The organism is Caloranaerobacter ferrireducens (genome assembly GCF_001730685.1).
Taxonomy (GTDB): Bacteria; Bacillota; Clostridia; order Tissierellales; family Thermohalobacteraceae; genus Caloranaerobacter; species Caloranaerobacter ferrireducens.
In genome coordinates this window covers 920036-937574 of the sequence record NZ_MDJR01000001.1, presented here as the reverse complement: position 1 = coordinate 937574, position 17539 = coordinate 920036, and the positions used below count along the sequence as shown (strand labels likewise).

Below are 17539 nucleotides of genomic sequence, written 5' to 3'. Positions count from 1 at the left end.
AATTCATTAAAAATATAAATTTGTCAACAAGCTAAGGCTAGGTAAAAACCTAGCCTTTTGATATTAGATTTCGGATTTAAAAACTATTTGCATGTGAATAATAGTATGTAGTAAACTATTAATGAGAATAAAGGAAAATTGTTTTAAATTAATCTGGAGGTAGATTATGTCTTTAGATAGTGAAAGAATGAAATTATTAGACGAATTACAGAATAAAATTGGATATAGATTTTATAATATAAATCTTCTTAATAGAGCATTAACGCATAGTTCATATGCTAATGAGCATAGAAGACTGAAAATTAAATACAATGAAAGATTGGAATTTCTTGGCGATTCTGTATTAGGGTTGGCTGTAAGTGATTATATATTTGAAAAGTATCCTAAATTTCCTGAAGGAGAATTAACTAAGTTGAGAGCTGTTATTGTTTGTGAAGCATCTTTATCAACAGTAGCGAAAAAATTGGACTTGGGTAAGTATCTTTTGTTAGGAAAAGGAGAAGAAGCTACTGGTGGTAGAGAAAGAGTATCTATTTTAGCAGATGCGTTAGAAGCTTTGATAGGGTCAATATATTTAGATGGAGGGCTTAAGGAGGCTAGAAAATTTATACTAAATGTATTGAAAAATATAATTGAAGATGCTGTAGAAGGAAAGATTCTGATTGACTATAAGACCCAATTACAAGAAATAATTCAAAAAAGTAATAAATCAAGCGTTTGTTATAATGTAATAAATGAATACGGTCCAGACCATAATAAAATTTTCCAAGTTAAAGTTTCTTTAGACAAAGAAGTATTAGGTGAGGGACTTGGACGTAGTAAAAAGGATGCTGAACAGTGTGCAGCTAAAAATGCTTTAAAAAAGTTGGGTGTTTTAAATGGGAAGTAGAAAAAAAATAATACCTATTTTTGTACCGCATAAAGGGTGTCCGCATGATTGTGTTTTTTGTAATCAAAAGAAAATTGCAGGACAAATTAAAGATATAACAGCTATAGAAATAGAAGAAACAATTGATAAGTTTTTAAAAACTATTCCTCCCAGTACAAAAGAAATAGAAGTAGCCTTTTTTGGTGGTAGTTTTACTGGAATTGATATTGAGCAACAAGAAGAGTTTTTAAATATAGTATATAATTATAAAAAGAAGGGATTAATAGATAAAATTAGATTGTCAACAAGACCTGATTATATAAATAACTCTATCCTTGCGTTATTGAAGAAGTATGATGTAGATATTATAGAGTTAGGTGTACAATCGTTAGATGAAGAAGTTCTAATAAAAAGTAATAGAGGTCATACTGTTAACAATGTAATTAATGCAGTTAAATTAATAAAAAGTTGGGATTTTGAAATAGGATTACAATTTATGATAGGCTTACCAGGTGATACTAAAGAAAAAGCAATTAATACTGCTTTAAATATTATAAAACTCAAACCAAATTTTGTTAGGTTATATCCAACATTAGTAATTAAGGATACTTATTTAGAATATATGTATTCTATAGGTAAATACAAACCATTGACTTTAGAGGAAGCTATTGATATTTGTACAGACATATTGATTTTATTCAACTACTACAGAATACCAGTTATTAGAATAGGATTGCAACCGACAGAAAACATTTCTTTGAGAGGAGATGTTTTAGCAGGTCCATATCATCCTTCGATTAGGCAGTTAGTTGAATCAAATATATATAAAATAATTTTAGAAGAATTTGTGAAGGAAAATGAAATTAAAAATGTTTCAATGTTGATTGAAATTAATAGTAAATTAGTATCAAATTTAGTTGGACAAAAATCAAGTAATGTTAAATATTTAAAAGATAGATATAATATAATTATCAAAATAAGAAAATCAGAGTTACCTTTAGAAATACTAAAGATGTATGTTAATGAAATATGTTATGAAGTAGTTGTTAGAAGGTATATGGAAAAATATCTTAAAAGGAAGGGTTTTATTCTACTTAAGTAGAATATATCTATATACTAGTGAAAACAGATATAATTATATGGGTTTCCGAATTTCTTGGAAACCTTTTATTTCTTATGCGGTTTAACTTTAGTAAACTAAATAAAAGAGGTGTTAAACTTGTTTTTGAAAAGATTGGAAATACAAGGGTTTAAGTCGTTTGCAGATAAAACTGAGATTGAACTTAATGGTGGAATTACTTGTGTAGTTGGTCCTAATGGTAGTGGTAAGAGTAATATATCTGATGCTATTAGATGGGTTTTAGGTGAACAGAGTGCTAAAACACTAAGAGGTAGTAAAATGGAGGATGTTATTTTTTCAGGAACTTCTAAAAGGAGACCTCTTGGTTTTGCTGAAGTTACTTTAGTATTCGATAATAAGGATGGGAGTTTGCCTATAGATTACTCAGAGGTATGTATAACTAGGAGATTATTTCGTTCAGGAGAAAGTGAATATTATATAAATAAAAATTCATGTAGATTAAAAGATATTAGAGAACTTTTTATGGATACTGGTGTAGGAAAAGATGGATATTCAATAATTGGACAAGGTAGAATTGATGAAATACTAAGTTCTAAATCAGAAGATAGAAGAAATATTTTTGAAGAGGCAGCAGGAATAGTTAAATACAAAACAAGAAAAGAAGAAGCAGAGAAAAAGCTTAAAAGAACTAAAGAGAATATTACAAGAATTAATGATATATTAAATGAGATCGAAAGTCAGTTATCTCCATTAAAGATACAAGCACAAAAAGCTAAAGAATATCTTGAACTCGCAGAAGCATTAAAAGACCTAGAAGTTAATTTGTATTTAAGAGAGATAGATAGGTTAAAAGGACAAATAGATCATATAGAAAAACAGAAAAATGTAATTCAAGAACAATTAAAATATAATGAAGAAAGACGAGAAATATTAGAAAGCAAGTATAATGAAGTAAAAAATGAAATTGAAAAAATGGAGAAGAATATAGAAATCATACAAAATGATAGATATGATGTTCAAAATAAAATTGAGAAAATTGATGGTGAGATAAGATTATGTGATGAAAAAACAGAAATTTTGAAAGCAGAACAAAATAAGATAAGTAATAATATAGAGAAATTAGTAAAACGACAAAACGAGATTGAAACAGAAAAACTTAAACTTGTTAACAGCAAAGAAAAGTTAAATGAGAAGATTAACAACTTAAGATGTGAACTAGATGAACGTTTAAATAAATTGGATAAATTAGATGATGAAATAAAGAGTAAAGAAAGAGGAATAGAAGATAAAAAGGATGTTGTTATCCAATTATTAAATAATATTACTGAAATTAAAAGTAAAATAAATAGTACTAAGACTTTTATTATAAATATTGATAAAAGAATTAAACAGATTGATAAAGAAATTAATGAATTAGTTTATAAAAAAAGTGATACAGAAACTAAAATTAAAAATATTGATTCGGAAATACAATTACTTAATAACAAATTAAATGAAATAGCTGATTTGAAACATTCATTAATTAATGATAAGGAAAAGCTAGAAGAAAAATTTAGAAATGTTAATGTGCAGTTGGAACAAATAAAAGGTGAAATCCAGGCTAAAGTATCTAAATACAATCTTTTAAAAGAAATGAAAGAAAGTTATGACGGATTTTATAAAAGTGTGAAGAATGTACTTAAAGCAATAAAAAAAGATAGGTATTTAGGAGAAGGAGTAAAGGGTGTAGTTGCTGAATTATTAAGGGTTGACAAGAAATATGAAGTAGCAATTGAGATAGCTCTTGGTTCAGCATTACAAAATATTGTTACTAATTCAGAAAATGAAGCTAAGAGGATTATAAAATATTTAAAAGAGAATAAGTTGGGTAGAGTTACTTTCTTACCAATGACATCTATTAAAGGTAAGGGATTAAAGTCTTATGAAGAAGAGATAATAAAGACAAATGGAGTTATAGGCATTGCTTCAAAGCTAATAGAAATTAATGAAGAATACAGAGAAATCTTTGAATATCTACTTGGAAGAGTAGTTATTGTAGAAACAATTGATGATGGCATTAGGATTTCTAAAAAATTAAAGTATTCAATGAAGATAGTTTCATTAGATGGAGAAGTTATAAATCCAGGAGGTTCAATTACTGGTGGAAGCTTAAGTTCTAAGAATGTAAGATTATTAAGCAGAGAAAGAGAGCTTAATGATTTAGATAAGCAAATAGTAGAGCTTAAAGAAGCATATAAAGGTTTAGAAATAGAATCTAAAAGTATAAATGATGAATTACTTAAGTTAAATTCTAAGTTAGAAAAAAATGAGAAGGATATCAATAAGCTAAATTTAGATATTTCAAATTTCGAGAATAGCAAACTTCAAAAAGAGAGAGAAAGATTAAATTTAATTGATTTAATAGAAAAATATAATAATGAGAAGAACCAATTATTAAGTGAAATGACGGAATTGAATAGAGAGATTGAGAATTTGAGTTCAGATTTGAAATACACAGAAAATAGATATAACTTAAGTAAAACAGAAATTGATAACTTGGTAAATAATTTTGAAAAGAATAAATTAGAACGAGATGATCTTTCAAAATATTTAACTGATATTAAAGTAAATTTGGCTTCTTGCAAACAGGAAATAAAAGGAATTAATGAATCGCTTTTAAAACTCGATGAGGAATATACGAGAATTACTAATGATATAGAAAGTTTTGAAAGTGAATCAGAAAAAATTGAAGAAAACATTAAGAAATTACAAAGTCAAAGGACAATGCTTATTATTAAAAAGAATGAGCTATCTCAAGAACTTTTAGAATATGATATTAGACTCAAAGAGATAAAAAGCGATAAAAATAATTTTATGCAGTCATTTTACAATGAACAAGAAAAGATAAAAGAAATGAATAAGAAGATAAATGACTTGCAATCAAGTAAAAATACTTTAGATATTAAACTTGCACGATATAATATGCAACTTGAAAATTATACTAATAAGCTATGGGATGATTATGAACTTTCATATCAAATGGCTTTAGAGTATAAAAAGGAATTAGAAAATGTAACTAAAGTTCAAAATGAAATTAGAGATTTAAAAAGAAAAATAAAATCTTTAGGAGAAATAAATGTTAGTTCTATTGAAGAATTTGAAAGAGTAAATGATAGATTTAAATTCCTTACTGAGCAAAAAAATGATTTGATAAAAGCAGAACAGTCTTTAAATAAAGTTATTAAAGATATGGAAAGAAAAATGGTAGAGCAATTTAGTATTAATTTTGAAAAGATCAGAAAGAATTTTAGTGAGGTTTTTGAAAAATTATTTGGTGGAGGGAAAGCTGATATATATTTAGAAGATAAGGAAAATGTTTTGACAAGTGGAATAGAAATTATAGCACAACCTCCAGGTAAGAAATTACAGAGTTTATCATTACTATCTGGAGGAGAAAAAGCGTTGACAGCAATTGCTCTACTTTTTGCTATATTAAAGACTAAACCAACACCTTTCTGTATTTTAGATGAAATTGAAGCTGCTTTAGATGAAGCAAATGTGTTCAGATTTGCTGACTATTTGAGAGATTTTTCAGAAAACACTCAATTTATTGTCATAACTCATAGAAAGGGTACTATGGAAGCAGCGGATTCTTTATATGGTGTTACGATGGAAGAGGAAGGTGTTACTAAACTAGTATCAGTTAAATTATCAGAAAAAATTAACGAGAAAGCTAGCTAAGGAGGTTTCAAAATGTTAAAGAGATTTTTTAAAAAGAGTAAACAAGAAAATAGTTTAGATCAAAAAGAAAACAACTTGCAAGAAAAGGTAGTATTAACAGAAAACAATAACGAAGATGTAAATAGTGAAGAAAAATCAAAGTTAAGTTTATTCGGCAGATTAAAACAAGGTTTAGAAAAGACAAGAAAAGGTATTACTGAAAAAGTTGACTTTATACTAAAATCTTATCAAAAAATCGATGAAGAATTGTTTGAAGAATTAGAAGAAGTATTGATAACTGCAGATATGGGAGTAAATACAACGATGAGGATAATTGAAGATTTAAAAGATAAAGTAAAGGAAAGGAAAATAAAAGAAGTTTTTGAAATTAAAGAGTTACTTAAAGAAGAATTAAAAGAAATTTTAACTGATATTGAAAGTAATAATAAAATTAATATAGAGCCATTACCAGCGATTATATTAGTTGTTGGAGTAAATGGAGTTGGTAAAACTACGACTATAGGGAAGTTAGCTTATAGATTAAAAAATGAAGGTAAAAAAGTCTTAATTGCGGCAGGTGATACTTTTAGAGCAGCTGCTATTGATCAATTACAAGAATGGGCTAATAGAGCAGGAGTTGAAATAATAGCTCACAAAGAGGGTTCTGACCCTGCGGCAGTGATTTTTGATGGTATACAAGCAGCAAAAGCTCGTAAAGCTGATGTGTTAATTTGTGATACAGCAGGTAGACTTCATAACAAGAAGAATTTAATGAATGAGCTTAATAAGATTTTTAGAATAGTAGAAAGGGAGTTTTCTGAAGCTACTAGGGAAGTTTTATTAGTAGTTGATGCTACAACAGGACAGAATGCAATTATGCAAGCTAAAGTATTTAAAGAAGCTTGTGATATAACTGGTATAGTATTAACTAAACTAGATGGAACTGCTAAGGGGGGTGTAGTTTTAGCTGTTCAATCAGAGTTAAATGTACCAGTAAAATTAGTTGGTGTAGGTGAGAAAATAGAAGATTTACAAGATTTTGATCCTCAGAATTTTGTTGAGGCGATTTTTACAGATTAAACTTGACAAATAAGGATATGTATTATAAAATACAATCTGTCAAGTTTATAGCTTTACATCTTATTGATATGGTGATTTTAATGTTTGAAAAGGCAGTGAAAATGGGTTTATTATTTGACTTTTATGGGAAACTGCTTAGTGATAGACAGTATACAATAATTGAGATGTATTATATACATGACCTATCATTAAGTGAAATTGGAGAACAATTAAACATTAGTAGACAAGGTGTTCATGATATATTAAAGAGAGCAGAGAAAAGATTATTAAATTATGAAGAAAAATTAGGATTAGTTAAAAAATTTTTAGACGATAAGGATAAAATAAAAGTAATTCTCAAACAATTGAATTTAATAAAGGACGATTTAAAGTTGGGACGATTAGAAAATATTAATTCTCATGTGATAGATATTGAAAATATTGCTTTAGATATTTTAGATAATGATCAGGAGGTCAAATAATGATTTTTGAAAGTTTAGCTGAGAAGCTTCAGAAAACTCTGGGGAAATTAAAAAGTAAAGGAAAGCTTTCAGAAAAAGATGTTAATGATGCGATGCGAGAAGTAAAACTTGCATTACTTGAAGCGGATGTTAACTTTAGAGTTGTTAAAAAATTTATTAATAATGTAAAAGAAAGAGCAGTCGGGCATGAAGTAATGGAGAGCCTTACTCCAGGGCAACAGGTAATAAAAATAGTAAGTGACGAGTTAACTAAGTTGATGGGAGAAACCCAGAGTAAAATAGAGTTTGCGTCTAGTCCACCTACAATTATAATGCTATGTGGTCTTCAAGGGGCAGGTAAAACAACAACATCAGGTAAATTAGGTGGTTTACTCAAAAAAAATGGAAAATCACCTTTATTAGTAGCCTGCGATGTTTACAGACCAGCTGCTATTAAACAATTACAAGTAGTTGGAAGTAGCATTGGAGTACCAGTTTTTTCAATGGGAGACAAGCAGGATCCAGTTAATATAGCTAAGGCTGCGATTGAGTATGGTAAAAAAAATGGAAATGATGTTATTATTATAGATACGGCTGGTAGACTTCATATTGATGAGGATTTAATGGATGAATTAGAAAATATAAAAGATGAAGTAAAGCCGCATGAGATTTTACTTGTTGTAGATGCAATGACAGGACAAGATGCAGTAACAGTAGCTAAGACTTTTGATGATAGATTAGGTATTAATGGAGTTATTTTAACTAAGCTTGATGGAGATGCAAGAGGTGGTGCGGCTTTATCGATTAGAGCTGTTACTCAGAAACCTATAAAGTTTGTTTGTATGGGTGAAAAGTTAGATCAGATAGAGCCTTTCCATCCTGATAGAATGGCTTCAAGAATTTTAGGGATGGGTGATGTTCTGAGTCTTATTGAAAAAGCTCAAGCTAGTTTAGATGCTAAAAAGGCAATTGAATTAGAAAAGAAATTAAGAAGTCAGCAATTTACTTTTGAGGATTTTCTTGAGCAATTACAGCAGATGAAAAATTTAGGACCTTTAGATCAGATATTAGAAATGATACCAGGTATGGGATCCAAACAATTAAAGAATTTAAAAGTTGATGAAAAAGAGTTAGTTAAGATAGAGGCTATAATACAATCAATGACAAAAGAAGAAAGACAAAATCCATCTATTATAGATGGAAGCAGAAGGAAAAGAATTGCTAAAGGTAGTGGGACATCAATTCAAGATGTAAATAGACTTTTAAAGCAATTTAAAGAAACTAAAAAGATGCTTAAGAAGATGGGTGAAATGGAGAAAGCTATGAAAAAGGGTAAGTTTAAAATTCCATTTTTTAGATAGATAAAACTTTAGAAGGAGGTGAAAACATGGCAGTAAAAATCAGACTAACAAGAATGGGATCTAAAAAGAAGCCTTTCTACAGAATAGTAGTAGCTGATTCACGTGCTCCTAGAGATGGAAAATACATTGAGCAAGTTGGATACTATAACCCTGTTTCAAATCCAAAAGAGATTAAAATAGATGCTGAAAAAGCAATTAAATGGTTAAGAAATGGAGCTAAACCTACAGATACAGTTAATGATTTATTTAAGAAAAATGGTATTTATGAGAAATTAGAAGAAATTAAGAATGCTTAATTCGATCTTGGGGGGTGTAAAGAAAATGGGTGAGTTAGTTGAAGTAATAGCCAAAGCTCTTGTAGACAGACCAGAAGAAGTACAAGTAAACGAAGTAGAAGGTACACAATCAGTAATTATCGAGTTAAAAGTAGCCCCAGAAGATATGGGAAAAGTTATAGGAAAACAGGGTAGAATAGCAAAAGCTATAAGAACTGTTGTAAAAGCAGCAGCTACTAAGGAAAATAAAAGGGTTGTAGTTGAAATTATACAGTAAAGGGATTAGTTCATCTAGTCCCTTTATTTCAATTTTAGAATGAAAATATTTTTACATGGATAGACTAAATTAAAACATTCAAAGGAGTATTGACTATGATAGATTTTATTAAAGTAGGTAAGATAGTAAATACTCATGGTATTAAAGGTGAATTAAAGATATTGCCATTAACAGATGACATGACTAGATTTGAAGAGCTAGAATATGTCTATGTGGAAAAACAAAAAATTGAAATAGAGGATGTTTGGTATAAGAAAAACTTTGTTATGTTGAAATTTAAAGGTTTTGATAATATTAATGATGTTTTATGCTTTAAAGGTAAGTATGTATATGTAGATAAAGAAAATGCTATAGAATTACCAGAGGATACATATTTTATATTTCAAATTATTGGTCTAAATGTTTATCTTAAAAATGGTAAATTCTTAGGTGAAATTAAAGATGTTATACAGACAGGAAGTAATGATGTTTATGTGGTAAAAAATGATAATAGAGAGTATCTTATACCAGCTATAAAAGAAGTTATTAAAGAGATAAATCTTGATGATAAAAAAGTAATTATAGACCCACTAGAAGGAATGATAGAATGAAAATAGATATTTTAACATTGTTTCCAACTATGTTAGAGGAAGTTTTTAGTTATAGTATAATAGGTAGAGCAATAAAAAATAAATTAGTAGAACTAAATTACATTAACATAAGGGATTTTTCTGAAGATAAGCATAGACGTGTTGATGATTATCCTTTTGGTGGGGGGCCAGGAATGGTAATGAAACCTGAGCCGATTTATAAAGCTATTGAGAGTGTAAGAAAAACTAATTCGAGGGTTATTTATCTTACACCAAAAGGGAAAGTATATAATCAAAGTTTAGCGAAAGAACTATCAAAAGAACAACATTTAATATTGCTTTGTGGTCATTACGAAGGGATTGATAATAGGATAGTAGAAAATTATATAGATGATGAAATTTCAATTGGAGATTATGTGCTAACTGGTGGAGAAATATCAGCTATGGTTGTAGTTGATTCTGTAGTAAGATTAATTCCAGGAGTTTTAAGTAGTGAAGAATCGTTTGAAGAAGAATCACATTATAATGGTCTTTTAGAATATCCTCAATATACAAGACCAAGAGTATTTAGAGGACATAGGGTGCCTGATGTTCTTTTATCTGGGAACCATAAAAAGATAGAAGAATGGCGAATATATCAATCATTAAAGATTACTTATTTAAGAAGGCCAGATTTAATCGACAAAGTAGAATTGACTGAAAAACAAAAAAAAATATTAAATAAAATAAAGAAAGAAATAAATATATAAAAATAAGTTGTATTTTATATATATTTATGCTATAATTACATGTGGCAAAACGGGCGGTCCTCTGCTAAAATGGCATGAACGTCTAGGAAGAAGGGAGGGGAAACCATGGACGTAATTAAACTAATAGAGCAGGAGCAAATCAGAAATGATATCCCTCAATTTAACGTTGGGGACACAGTTCAAGTACACTATAAAGTAAAAGAAGGAAACAGAGAAAGGATTCAAGTTTTTGAAGGTATTGTACTTAAAAGACAAGGTGGAGGTTCAAGAGAAACTTTCACTGTAAGAAGAATATCCTATGGTGTAGGTGTACAAAGAACATTCCCAGTTCATTCTCCAAGAATTGAGAAAATTGTTGTAACTAGAAAAGGTAAAGTAAGAAGAGCTAAACTAAATTACTTAATAGGTAAGACTGGTAAAGCTGCTAGAGTTAAAGAAAAAAGAGATTATTAATTCGGGACTGATTTTCAGTCCCTATATTTATTTCAGTAGATTATGAATACTAGATAAAAATTGAGTGATAATAGTTAACAAGTAGTACTAAAGAGGGCGATGATGTATGAATATAAATTGGTATCCAGGTCACATGAAAAAAACAAGAGAATTATTAAAAGCAAACTTAAAGCTTGTTGATATAGTTTTTGAATTACTAGATGCTAGAATACCTATTAGCAGTAAAAATCCTGATATTGAAAAAATTATTGGAAATAAACCTAGAGTTGTAATATTAAACAAATGTGATTTAGCAGATGATATAGCAAATGAGAAGTGGATTGATTATTATAGAGAAAAAAATATAACAGCTATTTTGATAAATGCAGCAAGAAATATTGGTACTGAAAAAATTATTGAAGAAGCAAATAAAATGTTAAAAGAAAAATTACAAAAATTAAGAGCTAAAGGGATAAAACAGAAACCCGTAAGAGCTATGATTGTAGGTATACCTAATGTTGGAAAATCTACTCTAATAAACTCGTTATCTGGTAGAAAAAGTGCTAAGACAGGTAATCGTCCAGGTGTAACTAGAGGTAAACAATGGATAAAATTAAAAGGCAATCTTGAACTGTTAGATACTCCTGGTATACTATGGCCAAAGTTTGAAGATCAAAATGTGGGGCTTAATTTGGCTTTTACAGGAGCAATTAAAGATGAGATTATGGATATTGAAACTTTAGCATTGAGACTAATAGAAAGACTTATTGAAGTAGCACCAGGTAAGTTAATAAATAGATATGAAATTAAGTTAGAAGGTAGAACGCCGCTACAAGTAATGGATGAAATTGCATTGAAGAGAGGTTGTATTTTAAAAGGCGGAGATATAGATTATTCAAGAGTTGCTCATTTAATTTTAGATGAGTTTAGAAAAGGTACTATTGGCAAAATAACATTGGAATATCCAGAAAAATAGCCTTCCATAAAGGAAGGTTTATTTTTTAGAATCTTTATAAGAATAGTGAAGGATTTAGAAAGGATGAATAGAATTTAAATATTATGGAGGGATAATATGTTGACTATTGAAAGAGAACTGTGGGAAAAGGGTTATGAGTATATTGCTTGTGTTGATGAAGTTGGAAGAGGATGTCTTGCTGGTGATGTAGTAGCTTGTGCAGTAATTATGCCTAAAGATTTGGTTATTGAAGGTGTAAATGACTCTAAAAAACTTTCTTCTAAAAAAAGAGAAGAATTATATAATATTATACTTGATAAAGCAATAGCAGTTGGAATTGGGTCAGTAGACTCTAAAACAATTGATAAAATAAATATAAAAAAGAGTGCTCAGTTGGCAATGAAAAAGGCTTTGATGTCGTTAAGAGATAAAAATAATAATATTATAAAGCCAGATTTTATCCTAATAGATGCAGAAAAAATAGATGTTGACATACCTCAAATGAGTATAATAAAAGGAGATGCAAGATGTCATGGAATAGCAGCAGCTTCGATAATTGCTAAAGTTTATAGAGATAGGAAATGTATAGAATGGGCTGAAAAATATAAAGGCTATGGATTAGAGCAACATAAGGGGTATGCAACTAAAAAACATAGGGAAGCAATAAGAGAACTAGGTCCTTCACCAATACATAGGCTAAGTTTTCTTAAAAATATTTTAGAAAAAGAAAAGCAACTTGATTTATTTGGTGATATGTATGAGGATAGATAAAGGGATGCAAATTTCAATAAATACGAAATTTAATAATAAATTATATAAAAACAGTATTATTAGAGGTAAAATAATAGATGTATCAGAAGATATTGTATCTATTGATTTGGGTAATGGAGATATTCTTAAAGCGAATACTTTGATCTCTTTAGAAAGGTATAAAAATAAAGTTCTAAACTTTTTTGTTAAAGATTTGACAGATAGCAATATAGTATTAACTCCCTTAGAAAGGGAAGATATTTTTATAAATGATAAAGAAACATTTATTAAAGGGTTATTAGAAAGTAACAATTTAAATGTAAACCAGGAAAATATAGAAATTATTGAGAATTTGATTAGATTTAAAATGCCAATAAATAAAGAAATGATAGAAAAAGTTATAAAAATACTAAATAAAATAAGGAATTTGATAAATACTGAAGAAAATGAAAAGATAAAATATCTAGGTAATAATAAGGATATAATGTCAGATAATATACTTAGATTTTTAAAGGAAAGTGTTGAGACTGAAAAAATATTATATGAGAATAATATTTCTAAGAGTGATATAATAACTAATAAAATTCAAGATGAATTAACAAATATCTTAAAAGGGAATAAAGTTACACCTGAAATTATTAAAAAGGTAATTTTTCTTTTAAAATCAGAAATTAAGATTAGTTTAAACAATTTAAAGTTTTTAAGTGAATTAATTAATGAGAGTTTTATTGAAAGTGATTTAGAAGAATTTCTGATTACTTTACATGAAAAGAATATTATCAGAGATAAAGAATTTAACAAGCTAAGGATTGGTTTGAATAATTTGGTTATTAAATTTAATGAAGAAGATAAAGAATTACTCAGAGTTTATTATGATAATTTAAAACAATTATTTAAAAAATTAGAATTAATATTACATGAAAGAGAAAAATTATCAGATGAAGTTCTTGATAAATTTCAAATTCTAAAAGACAAGATTATTTTTCTAAATAAACTTAATGAAAATGCTACTTTTATATATTATCCATTCTATTTTACAGATAGAAATGAATTAATAGATAAATTTTATATTTTAGATAAAAGAAAATTTAAAGGTAAAGGAGAAAATTTGAATGTAATGATTTCTTTACAAACTAATAGATTTGATAAAGTTAAAATATTAGCCAATGTAGTTAAGGATAGTATTACAGTCAATTTTTATATGGATAAGCATAGTGATATAAAGATTTTTAAAAAAAGTGATTATAAGTTAAAAGATAGTCTAATTAAATGTGGTTATAACAAAGTATCTATAAATTATATAAGTGGAGAAGATATTGACCCTCTTGATGTTCTTTCTGATAGAGACGCTAAGAATTATTTATTAGACGTAAGGGTGTGATATATTTGAAAAATAAAAATAATAAAATTGCTGTTGCGCTTAAGTATGATAAGAGTGATATTGCACCTAGAGTTATTGCTAAAGGTAGAGGAGAAATTGCTGAAAAAATCATCCAAAAAGCCGAGAAGGAAGGTATTAGAACAATTGAAGATGAAAACATTGTTAAAGATTTAATTAGTTTGGAAATAGGACAAGCTATACCAGAAAGGTTATATATGGCTGTGGCTGAAATACTGGCTTTTGTATATGAATTAGATAGGAAGAAAGGTGAGAAATTTGAAAAATAAAATTACTGGAGCTATAGGAGAAAAATTAGCAGTTAATTATTTAATTAAAAACAATTATAAGATTATAGATAGAAATTTTAAATGCAAGTTAGGAGAAATTGATATAATTGCTACTGTAGATGATATGATAGTATTTGTAGAGGTTAAAACTAGAAAAAGCTCCAGTTATGGTTACCCATATGAAGCAGTTACAGTAAACAAACAACAGAAGATAATAAAAACGGCTTATTCATACATAAAACTTAAAAAAATAGCGAATAAGCAATATAGATTTGATATTATAGAAATATTTCTAGATAAAAATATTATGATAAACCATATAAAAAATGCTTTTTGGATATAAATGCACAGTTTATTGTGCATTTTTTTATGGTAGTATCTTTTGACACTTATTGTCGGTATTTAGGTATTACCCAGGTAATAGATATTGGATTAAATTTTTCAACAATATATCATAATTAACCTTATCATAAATGATAACACATTTTAAAAGGAAATTCTATTAATCTATTGAAGTATATAAACAAAACGAAATTTTCGATTTAAATAAATCAATGAAGATTTTGCCTATATCCATAAACGGAAATTATATTTAAAAATATCCACAATTTAATAAGAAATATAATTTCCTATGGATTATAAGAAAATAAAGGGGAGATTGGGAGTAATGCTATCAAAAGTTAAAACTTGTGTACTACATGGACTAAATGGCTATATTGTTGAAGTAGAAACTGATATTTCTAGAGGGATGCCAGTCTTTAAAATAGTCGGCAATTATACCCTAAGTTCTACATCTATATCATCATCATCAACATATATAGCTTCAATCATATCATCTAGCACAGCTATTTTACGTTCTCTATCAAGTCCATCCCATATTTTATTAAAATTCTTCATATATTTATATACTTCTTCAAAAGTAGGGAAGTCATTTTCTAATGTATCTACTTTTTGACTTTCAAGAGTTTTCTTTTCGTTGTATAATTTTTCTATACGTTCACTAATAATATTAGTAGGTAGCTTATCAAATTGATATAGATCCATTAATTTATTAATCTGATTATCTATTTCTTTTATTCTTTTATCAATAACTTCGTTATTGTTTGAAGTTTTATTTTTAATCTTTTTATTGTATGCTTCTCTAATACTTTCTTCATCTTTTGTTTTTTCTTTAATTATGTTGACAACTCTTTTTTCTAGCTCTTCAACTCTCCAAATTTTATTAAAACATTTTTTAACATCAGCTTTATATCCTCTTTTTCTGTTATGACAGATGTAGTAACTGTATTTATTGCCTTTATCTGTTGTATATCTCTTATTGCATTTTTTGCATATTAGTAATCCAGTTAATAAATGTTTACGTTTTGTAGATTTACCTTTTCTTTTATCAATAAGCATATTAGCTTTATTAAATGATTCTTCATCTATAATCGCTTGATGATTACCTTCATAATATTCACCATTAAAAGCTACTTTGCCTATATATACTGGGTTTGTTATTATTCTGTAAATTGTATGTTCAGAACTATTTAACCAACTGCCATATTTTGTTGTGTAACCTTTATTATGAAGAATATTACGAATTTTAATCTGACCATAACCTTTTAAATACATATCGAATATTTCTTTAACCTGCATAGCTTCATATTTGTTTACAATTAGTTGCCCATCTATATAATCATAGCCGATTGGAGGTCTACCTGTGCCAACCCAATGGCCCTCTTTTGCTCTTTCTATCCTTCCAGTTGTGATTCTTTCTTTAATATTTTCTCTTTCAAATTGAGCGAATGTAGAGAGTATTCCTACCATCATCATACCTATTGGTGTACCAGTATCAAAACTTTCTGTCATACTGACAAAGTCCACGTTGTTTTTGATGAATTTTTCTTCTATAAGATACAAAGTATCTTTTTGACTTCTAGATAGCCTGTCCAATTTATACACAAGCACTACATCTATTTTATCTAATTCGTTTAAAAGCTTATCTAATGCAGGTCTATTAATATTTGAACCGGAGTAACCACCATCTATATATATATTATAGATATTCCATTGTTTTGCCTTACAAAAATTAATAAGAGCTTCTTTTTGAGCTTCTATTGAGTAACCTTCTTTAGCCTGTTCTTGAGTACTAACACGAATATATATAGCAACTTTTTTCATATAATCACCTTTCTATCTCTAAATGTTTATTATAATCTTATCAAATTTTATATTTTTTTGTCTACTTTTGTCATGTTCACTATAGCGAACGGTTTTTGTGCTATTATAAGCAAAAAAAGGAGGTGTTGATTTATTCATACAAAAAGTAGTATAATAATATTACGAACAAACGTTCGATATGATTTATAATGTTCGCCACTGGGTTATGATAAAGGGGGAATATTGTGAAATTATTAAAAGAGGAAATGATACTATTATTGGAAAAACAAAATGGGGAAATAGATATAAGAGAAGTTAAGAAACTATTACATAGAAAAGTAAAAGCAACCATTTAATTTCTTTTTTATGGTTGCTTTTATAATTTTTTGAGTTCTTGTGATAGTTTAATAGCCTTTTCAACTTTTAGTAACAATCTTTTTCTTTTTTCTGGGCTTAGTTCTCCACTTTCAACTTCTTCTTGAGTAATTTCACCTGTATCTATAAGAACTTGAATAATTTCATTAACCATTTCTTCAATATCTTTTTTTGTATGAGTAGCTTTATTTTCAGGTTTTTTAACATCTGTTCTTCCAAGGAGGTAATCTAAAGTACAATCAAATATCTCAGCCATTTTTAATAATGTTTTTTCTTCAGGGAATCGATATCCATTCTCCCAATTGCTAATAGTACCTTTGTGTACATTTAATAATTTTGCTACCTCTTCTTGAGTTAATTGTTTTTCTTTTCTTAGTGTTTTTAACCTAAAACCAAATTTACTATCCATAGTACAACCTCCTTACTAATCCATTATATCATTATGACGATATGTTTAAAAATATGTCGTCAAAATGTATATTTTTTAAATAAAAGTTTAAAATAAGTATTGACAGACGTCGTAATGACGACTATAATAAAATTAACAGAACGTCAGATTGACGACATAAGTAGGAGGTGAATCTATGAATTTTAGATATCTTAAGAGTTTAAGAGTTTTAGAAGGTTTTACTCAAGAACAAATTGCACAACTTTTAAATATTTCTGTGCAAAGTTATAACAAAAAAGAAAATGGCAAAGTACCTTTTACAGCAAATGAACTAAAAACTTTAGCTGATTTTTTTGGCGTTGCAATGGAAAATTTTTTTAAGGACAATGTCGTCATTAAGACGACACAACAATCAACAGCCTAATTATAT

At 28.0% G+C, this 17539-nt stretch carries 19 protein-coding genes; 17 read left to right on the top strand and 2 right to left on the bottom strand.

Annotated features, from left to right (window positions below; translation table 11 throughout):
• The first annotated feature begins 166 nt into the window (after window positions 1-166).
• From rnc to BFN48_RS04630, 16 genes are all read left to right on the top strand, one after another.
• Window positions 167-889 (top strand): ribonuclease III, encoded by a 723-nt coding sequence (gene rnc / locus BFN48_RS04705; RefSeq protein ID WP_069649684.1) that lies wholly within the window; start codon window positions 167-169, stop codon window positions 887-889.
• Complete coding sequence (locus BFN48_RS04700; protein WP_069649683.1) at window positions 879-1970, top strand: elongator complex protein 3; 1092 nt, start codon at window positions 879-881, stop codon at window positions 1968-1970. Before rnc ends, BFN48_RS04700 begins: the two co-directional genes overlap by 11 nt.
• Before the next feature lie 117 nt (window positions 1971-2087).
• Window positions 2088-5669: a chromosome segregation protein SMC gene (gene smc, locus BFN48_RS04695; protein WP_069649682.1), complete on the top strand. Its 3582-nt coding sequence runs from the start codon at window positions 2088-2090 to the stop codon at window positions 5667-5669.
• Between the two features lie 12 nt (window positions 5670-5681).
• On the top strand, window positions 5682-6728 hold the full coding sequence (gene ftsY, locus BFN48_RS04690; RefSeq protein ID WP_083238784.1) for a signal recognition particle-docking protein FtsY: 1047 nt from the start codon (window positions 5682-5684) through the stop codon (window positions 6726-6728).
• Window positions 6729-6745: 17 nt separating this feature from the next.
• The gene (ylxM, locus tag BFN48_RS04685; protein WP_242863203.1) at window positions 6746-7189 is read left to right on the top strand and encodes a YlxM family DNA-binding protein; all 444 of its coding nucleotides are present in this window, start codon (window positions 6746-6748) and stop codon (window positions 7187-7189) included.
• Window positions 7189-8529: a signal recognition particle protein gene (ffh, locus tag BFN48_RS04680; RefSeq protein WP_069649680.1), complete on the top strand. Its 1341-nt coding sequence runs from the start codon at window positions 7189-7191 to the stop codon at window positions 8527-8529. The genes ylxM and ffh overlap by 1 nt, the downstream gene beginning before the upstream one ends.
• Window positions 8530-8555: 26 nt before the next feature.
• Window positions 8556-8825 (top strand): 30S ribosomal protein S16, encoded by a 270-nt coding sequence (gene rpsP, locus BFN48_RS04675; RefSeq protein WP_069649679.1) that lies wholly within the window; start codon window positions 8556-8558, stop codon window positions 8823-8825.
• A gap of 25 nt (window positions 8826-8850) precedes the next feature.
• A complete protein-coding gene (locus BFN48_RS04670) occupies window positions 8851-9081 on the top strand; it encodes a KH domain-containing protein (protein WP_035162837.1) in 231 nt (76 codons plus the stop codon).
• A gap of 95 nt (window positions 9082-9176) precedes the next feature.
• The gene (rimM, locus tag BFN48_RS04665; RefSeq protein WP_069649678.1) at window positions 9177-9671 is read left to right on the top strand and encodes a ribosome maturation factor RimM; all 495 of its coding nucleotides are present in this window, start codon (window positions 9177-9179) and stop codon (window positions 9669-9671) included.
• A complete protein-coding gene (gene trmD, locus BFN48_RS04660; RefSeq protein ID WP_069649677.1) occupies window positions 9668-10399 on the top strand; it encodes a tRNA (guanosine(37)-N1)-methyltransferase TrmD in 732 nt (243 codons plus the stop codon). The genes rimM and trmD overlap by 4 nt, the downstream gene beginning before the upstream one ends.
• A gap of 105 nt (window positions 10400-10504) precedes the next feature.
• Window positions 10505-10852 carry a 50S ribosomal protein L19 gene (gene rplS, locus BFN48_RS04655; protein WP_069649676.1) on the top strand — a complete coding sequence of 116 codons (348 nt, stop codon included), beginning with the start codon at window positions 10505-10507 and terminating at the stop codon, window positions 10850-10852.
• 106 nt (window positions 10853-10958) lie between these two features.
• Entirely contained in the window at window positions 10959-11807 is an 849-nt protein-coding gene (ylqF, locus tag BFN48_RS04650; protein ID WP_069649675.1) for a ribosome biogenesis GTPase YlqF, read from the top strand.
• A gap of 96 nt (window positions 11808-11903) precedes the next feature.
• Complete coding sequence (locus BFN48_RS04645) at window positions 11904-12557, top strand: ribonuclease HII (protein ID WP_069649674.1); 654 nt, start codon at window positions 11904-11906, stop codon at window positions 12555-12557.
• Entirely contained in the window at window positions 12544-13917 is a 1374-nt protein-coding gene (locus BFN48_RS04640; RefSeq protein ID WP_069649673.1) for a hypothetical protein, read from the top strand. Before BFN48_RS04645 ends, BFN48_RS04640 begins: the two co-directional genes overlap by 14 nt.
• A gap of 5 nt (window positions 13918-13922) precedes the next feature.
• Entirely contained in the window at window positions 13923-14204 is a 282-nt protein-coding gene (locus BFN48_RS04635; RefSeq protein ID WP_069649672.1) for an EscU/YscU/HrcU family type III secretion system export apparatus switch protein, read from the top strand.
• Entirely contained in the window at window positions 14194-14547 is a 354-nt protein-coding gene (locus BFN48_RS04630) for a YraN family protein (protein WP_069649671.1), read from the top strand. The genes BFN48_RS04635 and BFN48_RS04630 overlap by 11 nt, the downstream gene beginning before the upstream one ends.
• A 431-nt stretch (window positions 14548-14978) precedes the next feature.
• On the opposite strand, the gene BFN48_RS04625 is transcribed toward BFN48_RS04630, so the two are convergent.
• Window positions 14979-16367 carry a recombinase family protein gene (locus tag BFN48_RS04625; protein ID WP_069649670.1) on the bottom strand — a complete coding sequence of 463 codons (1389 nt, stop codon included), beginning with the start codon at window positions 16365-16367 and terminating at the stop codon, window positions 14979-14981.
• A gap of 355 nt (window positions 16368-16722) precedes the next feature.
• Window positions 16723-17130, bottom strand: coding sequence for a helix-turn-helix domain-containing protein (locus tag BFN48_RS04620; RefSeq protein ID WP_069649669.1), 408 nt, complete (start codon window positions 17128-17130; stop codon window positions 16723-16725).
• A 175-nt stretch (window positions 17131-17305) separates the two neighbouring features.
• Here BFN48_RS04620 and BFN48_RS04615 point away from each other — a divergent pair, with 175 nt between their 5' ends.
• Window positions 17306-17533: a helix-turn-helix transcriptional regulator gene (locus tag BFN48_RS04615; protein ID WP_069649668.1), complete on the top strand. Its 228-nt coding sequence runs from the start codon at window positions 17306-17308 to the stop codon at window positions 17531-17533.
• Window positions 17534-17539: the final 6 nt, after the last annotated feature.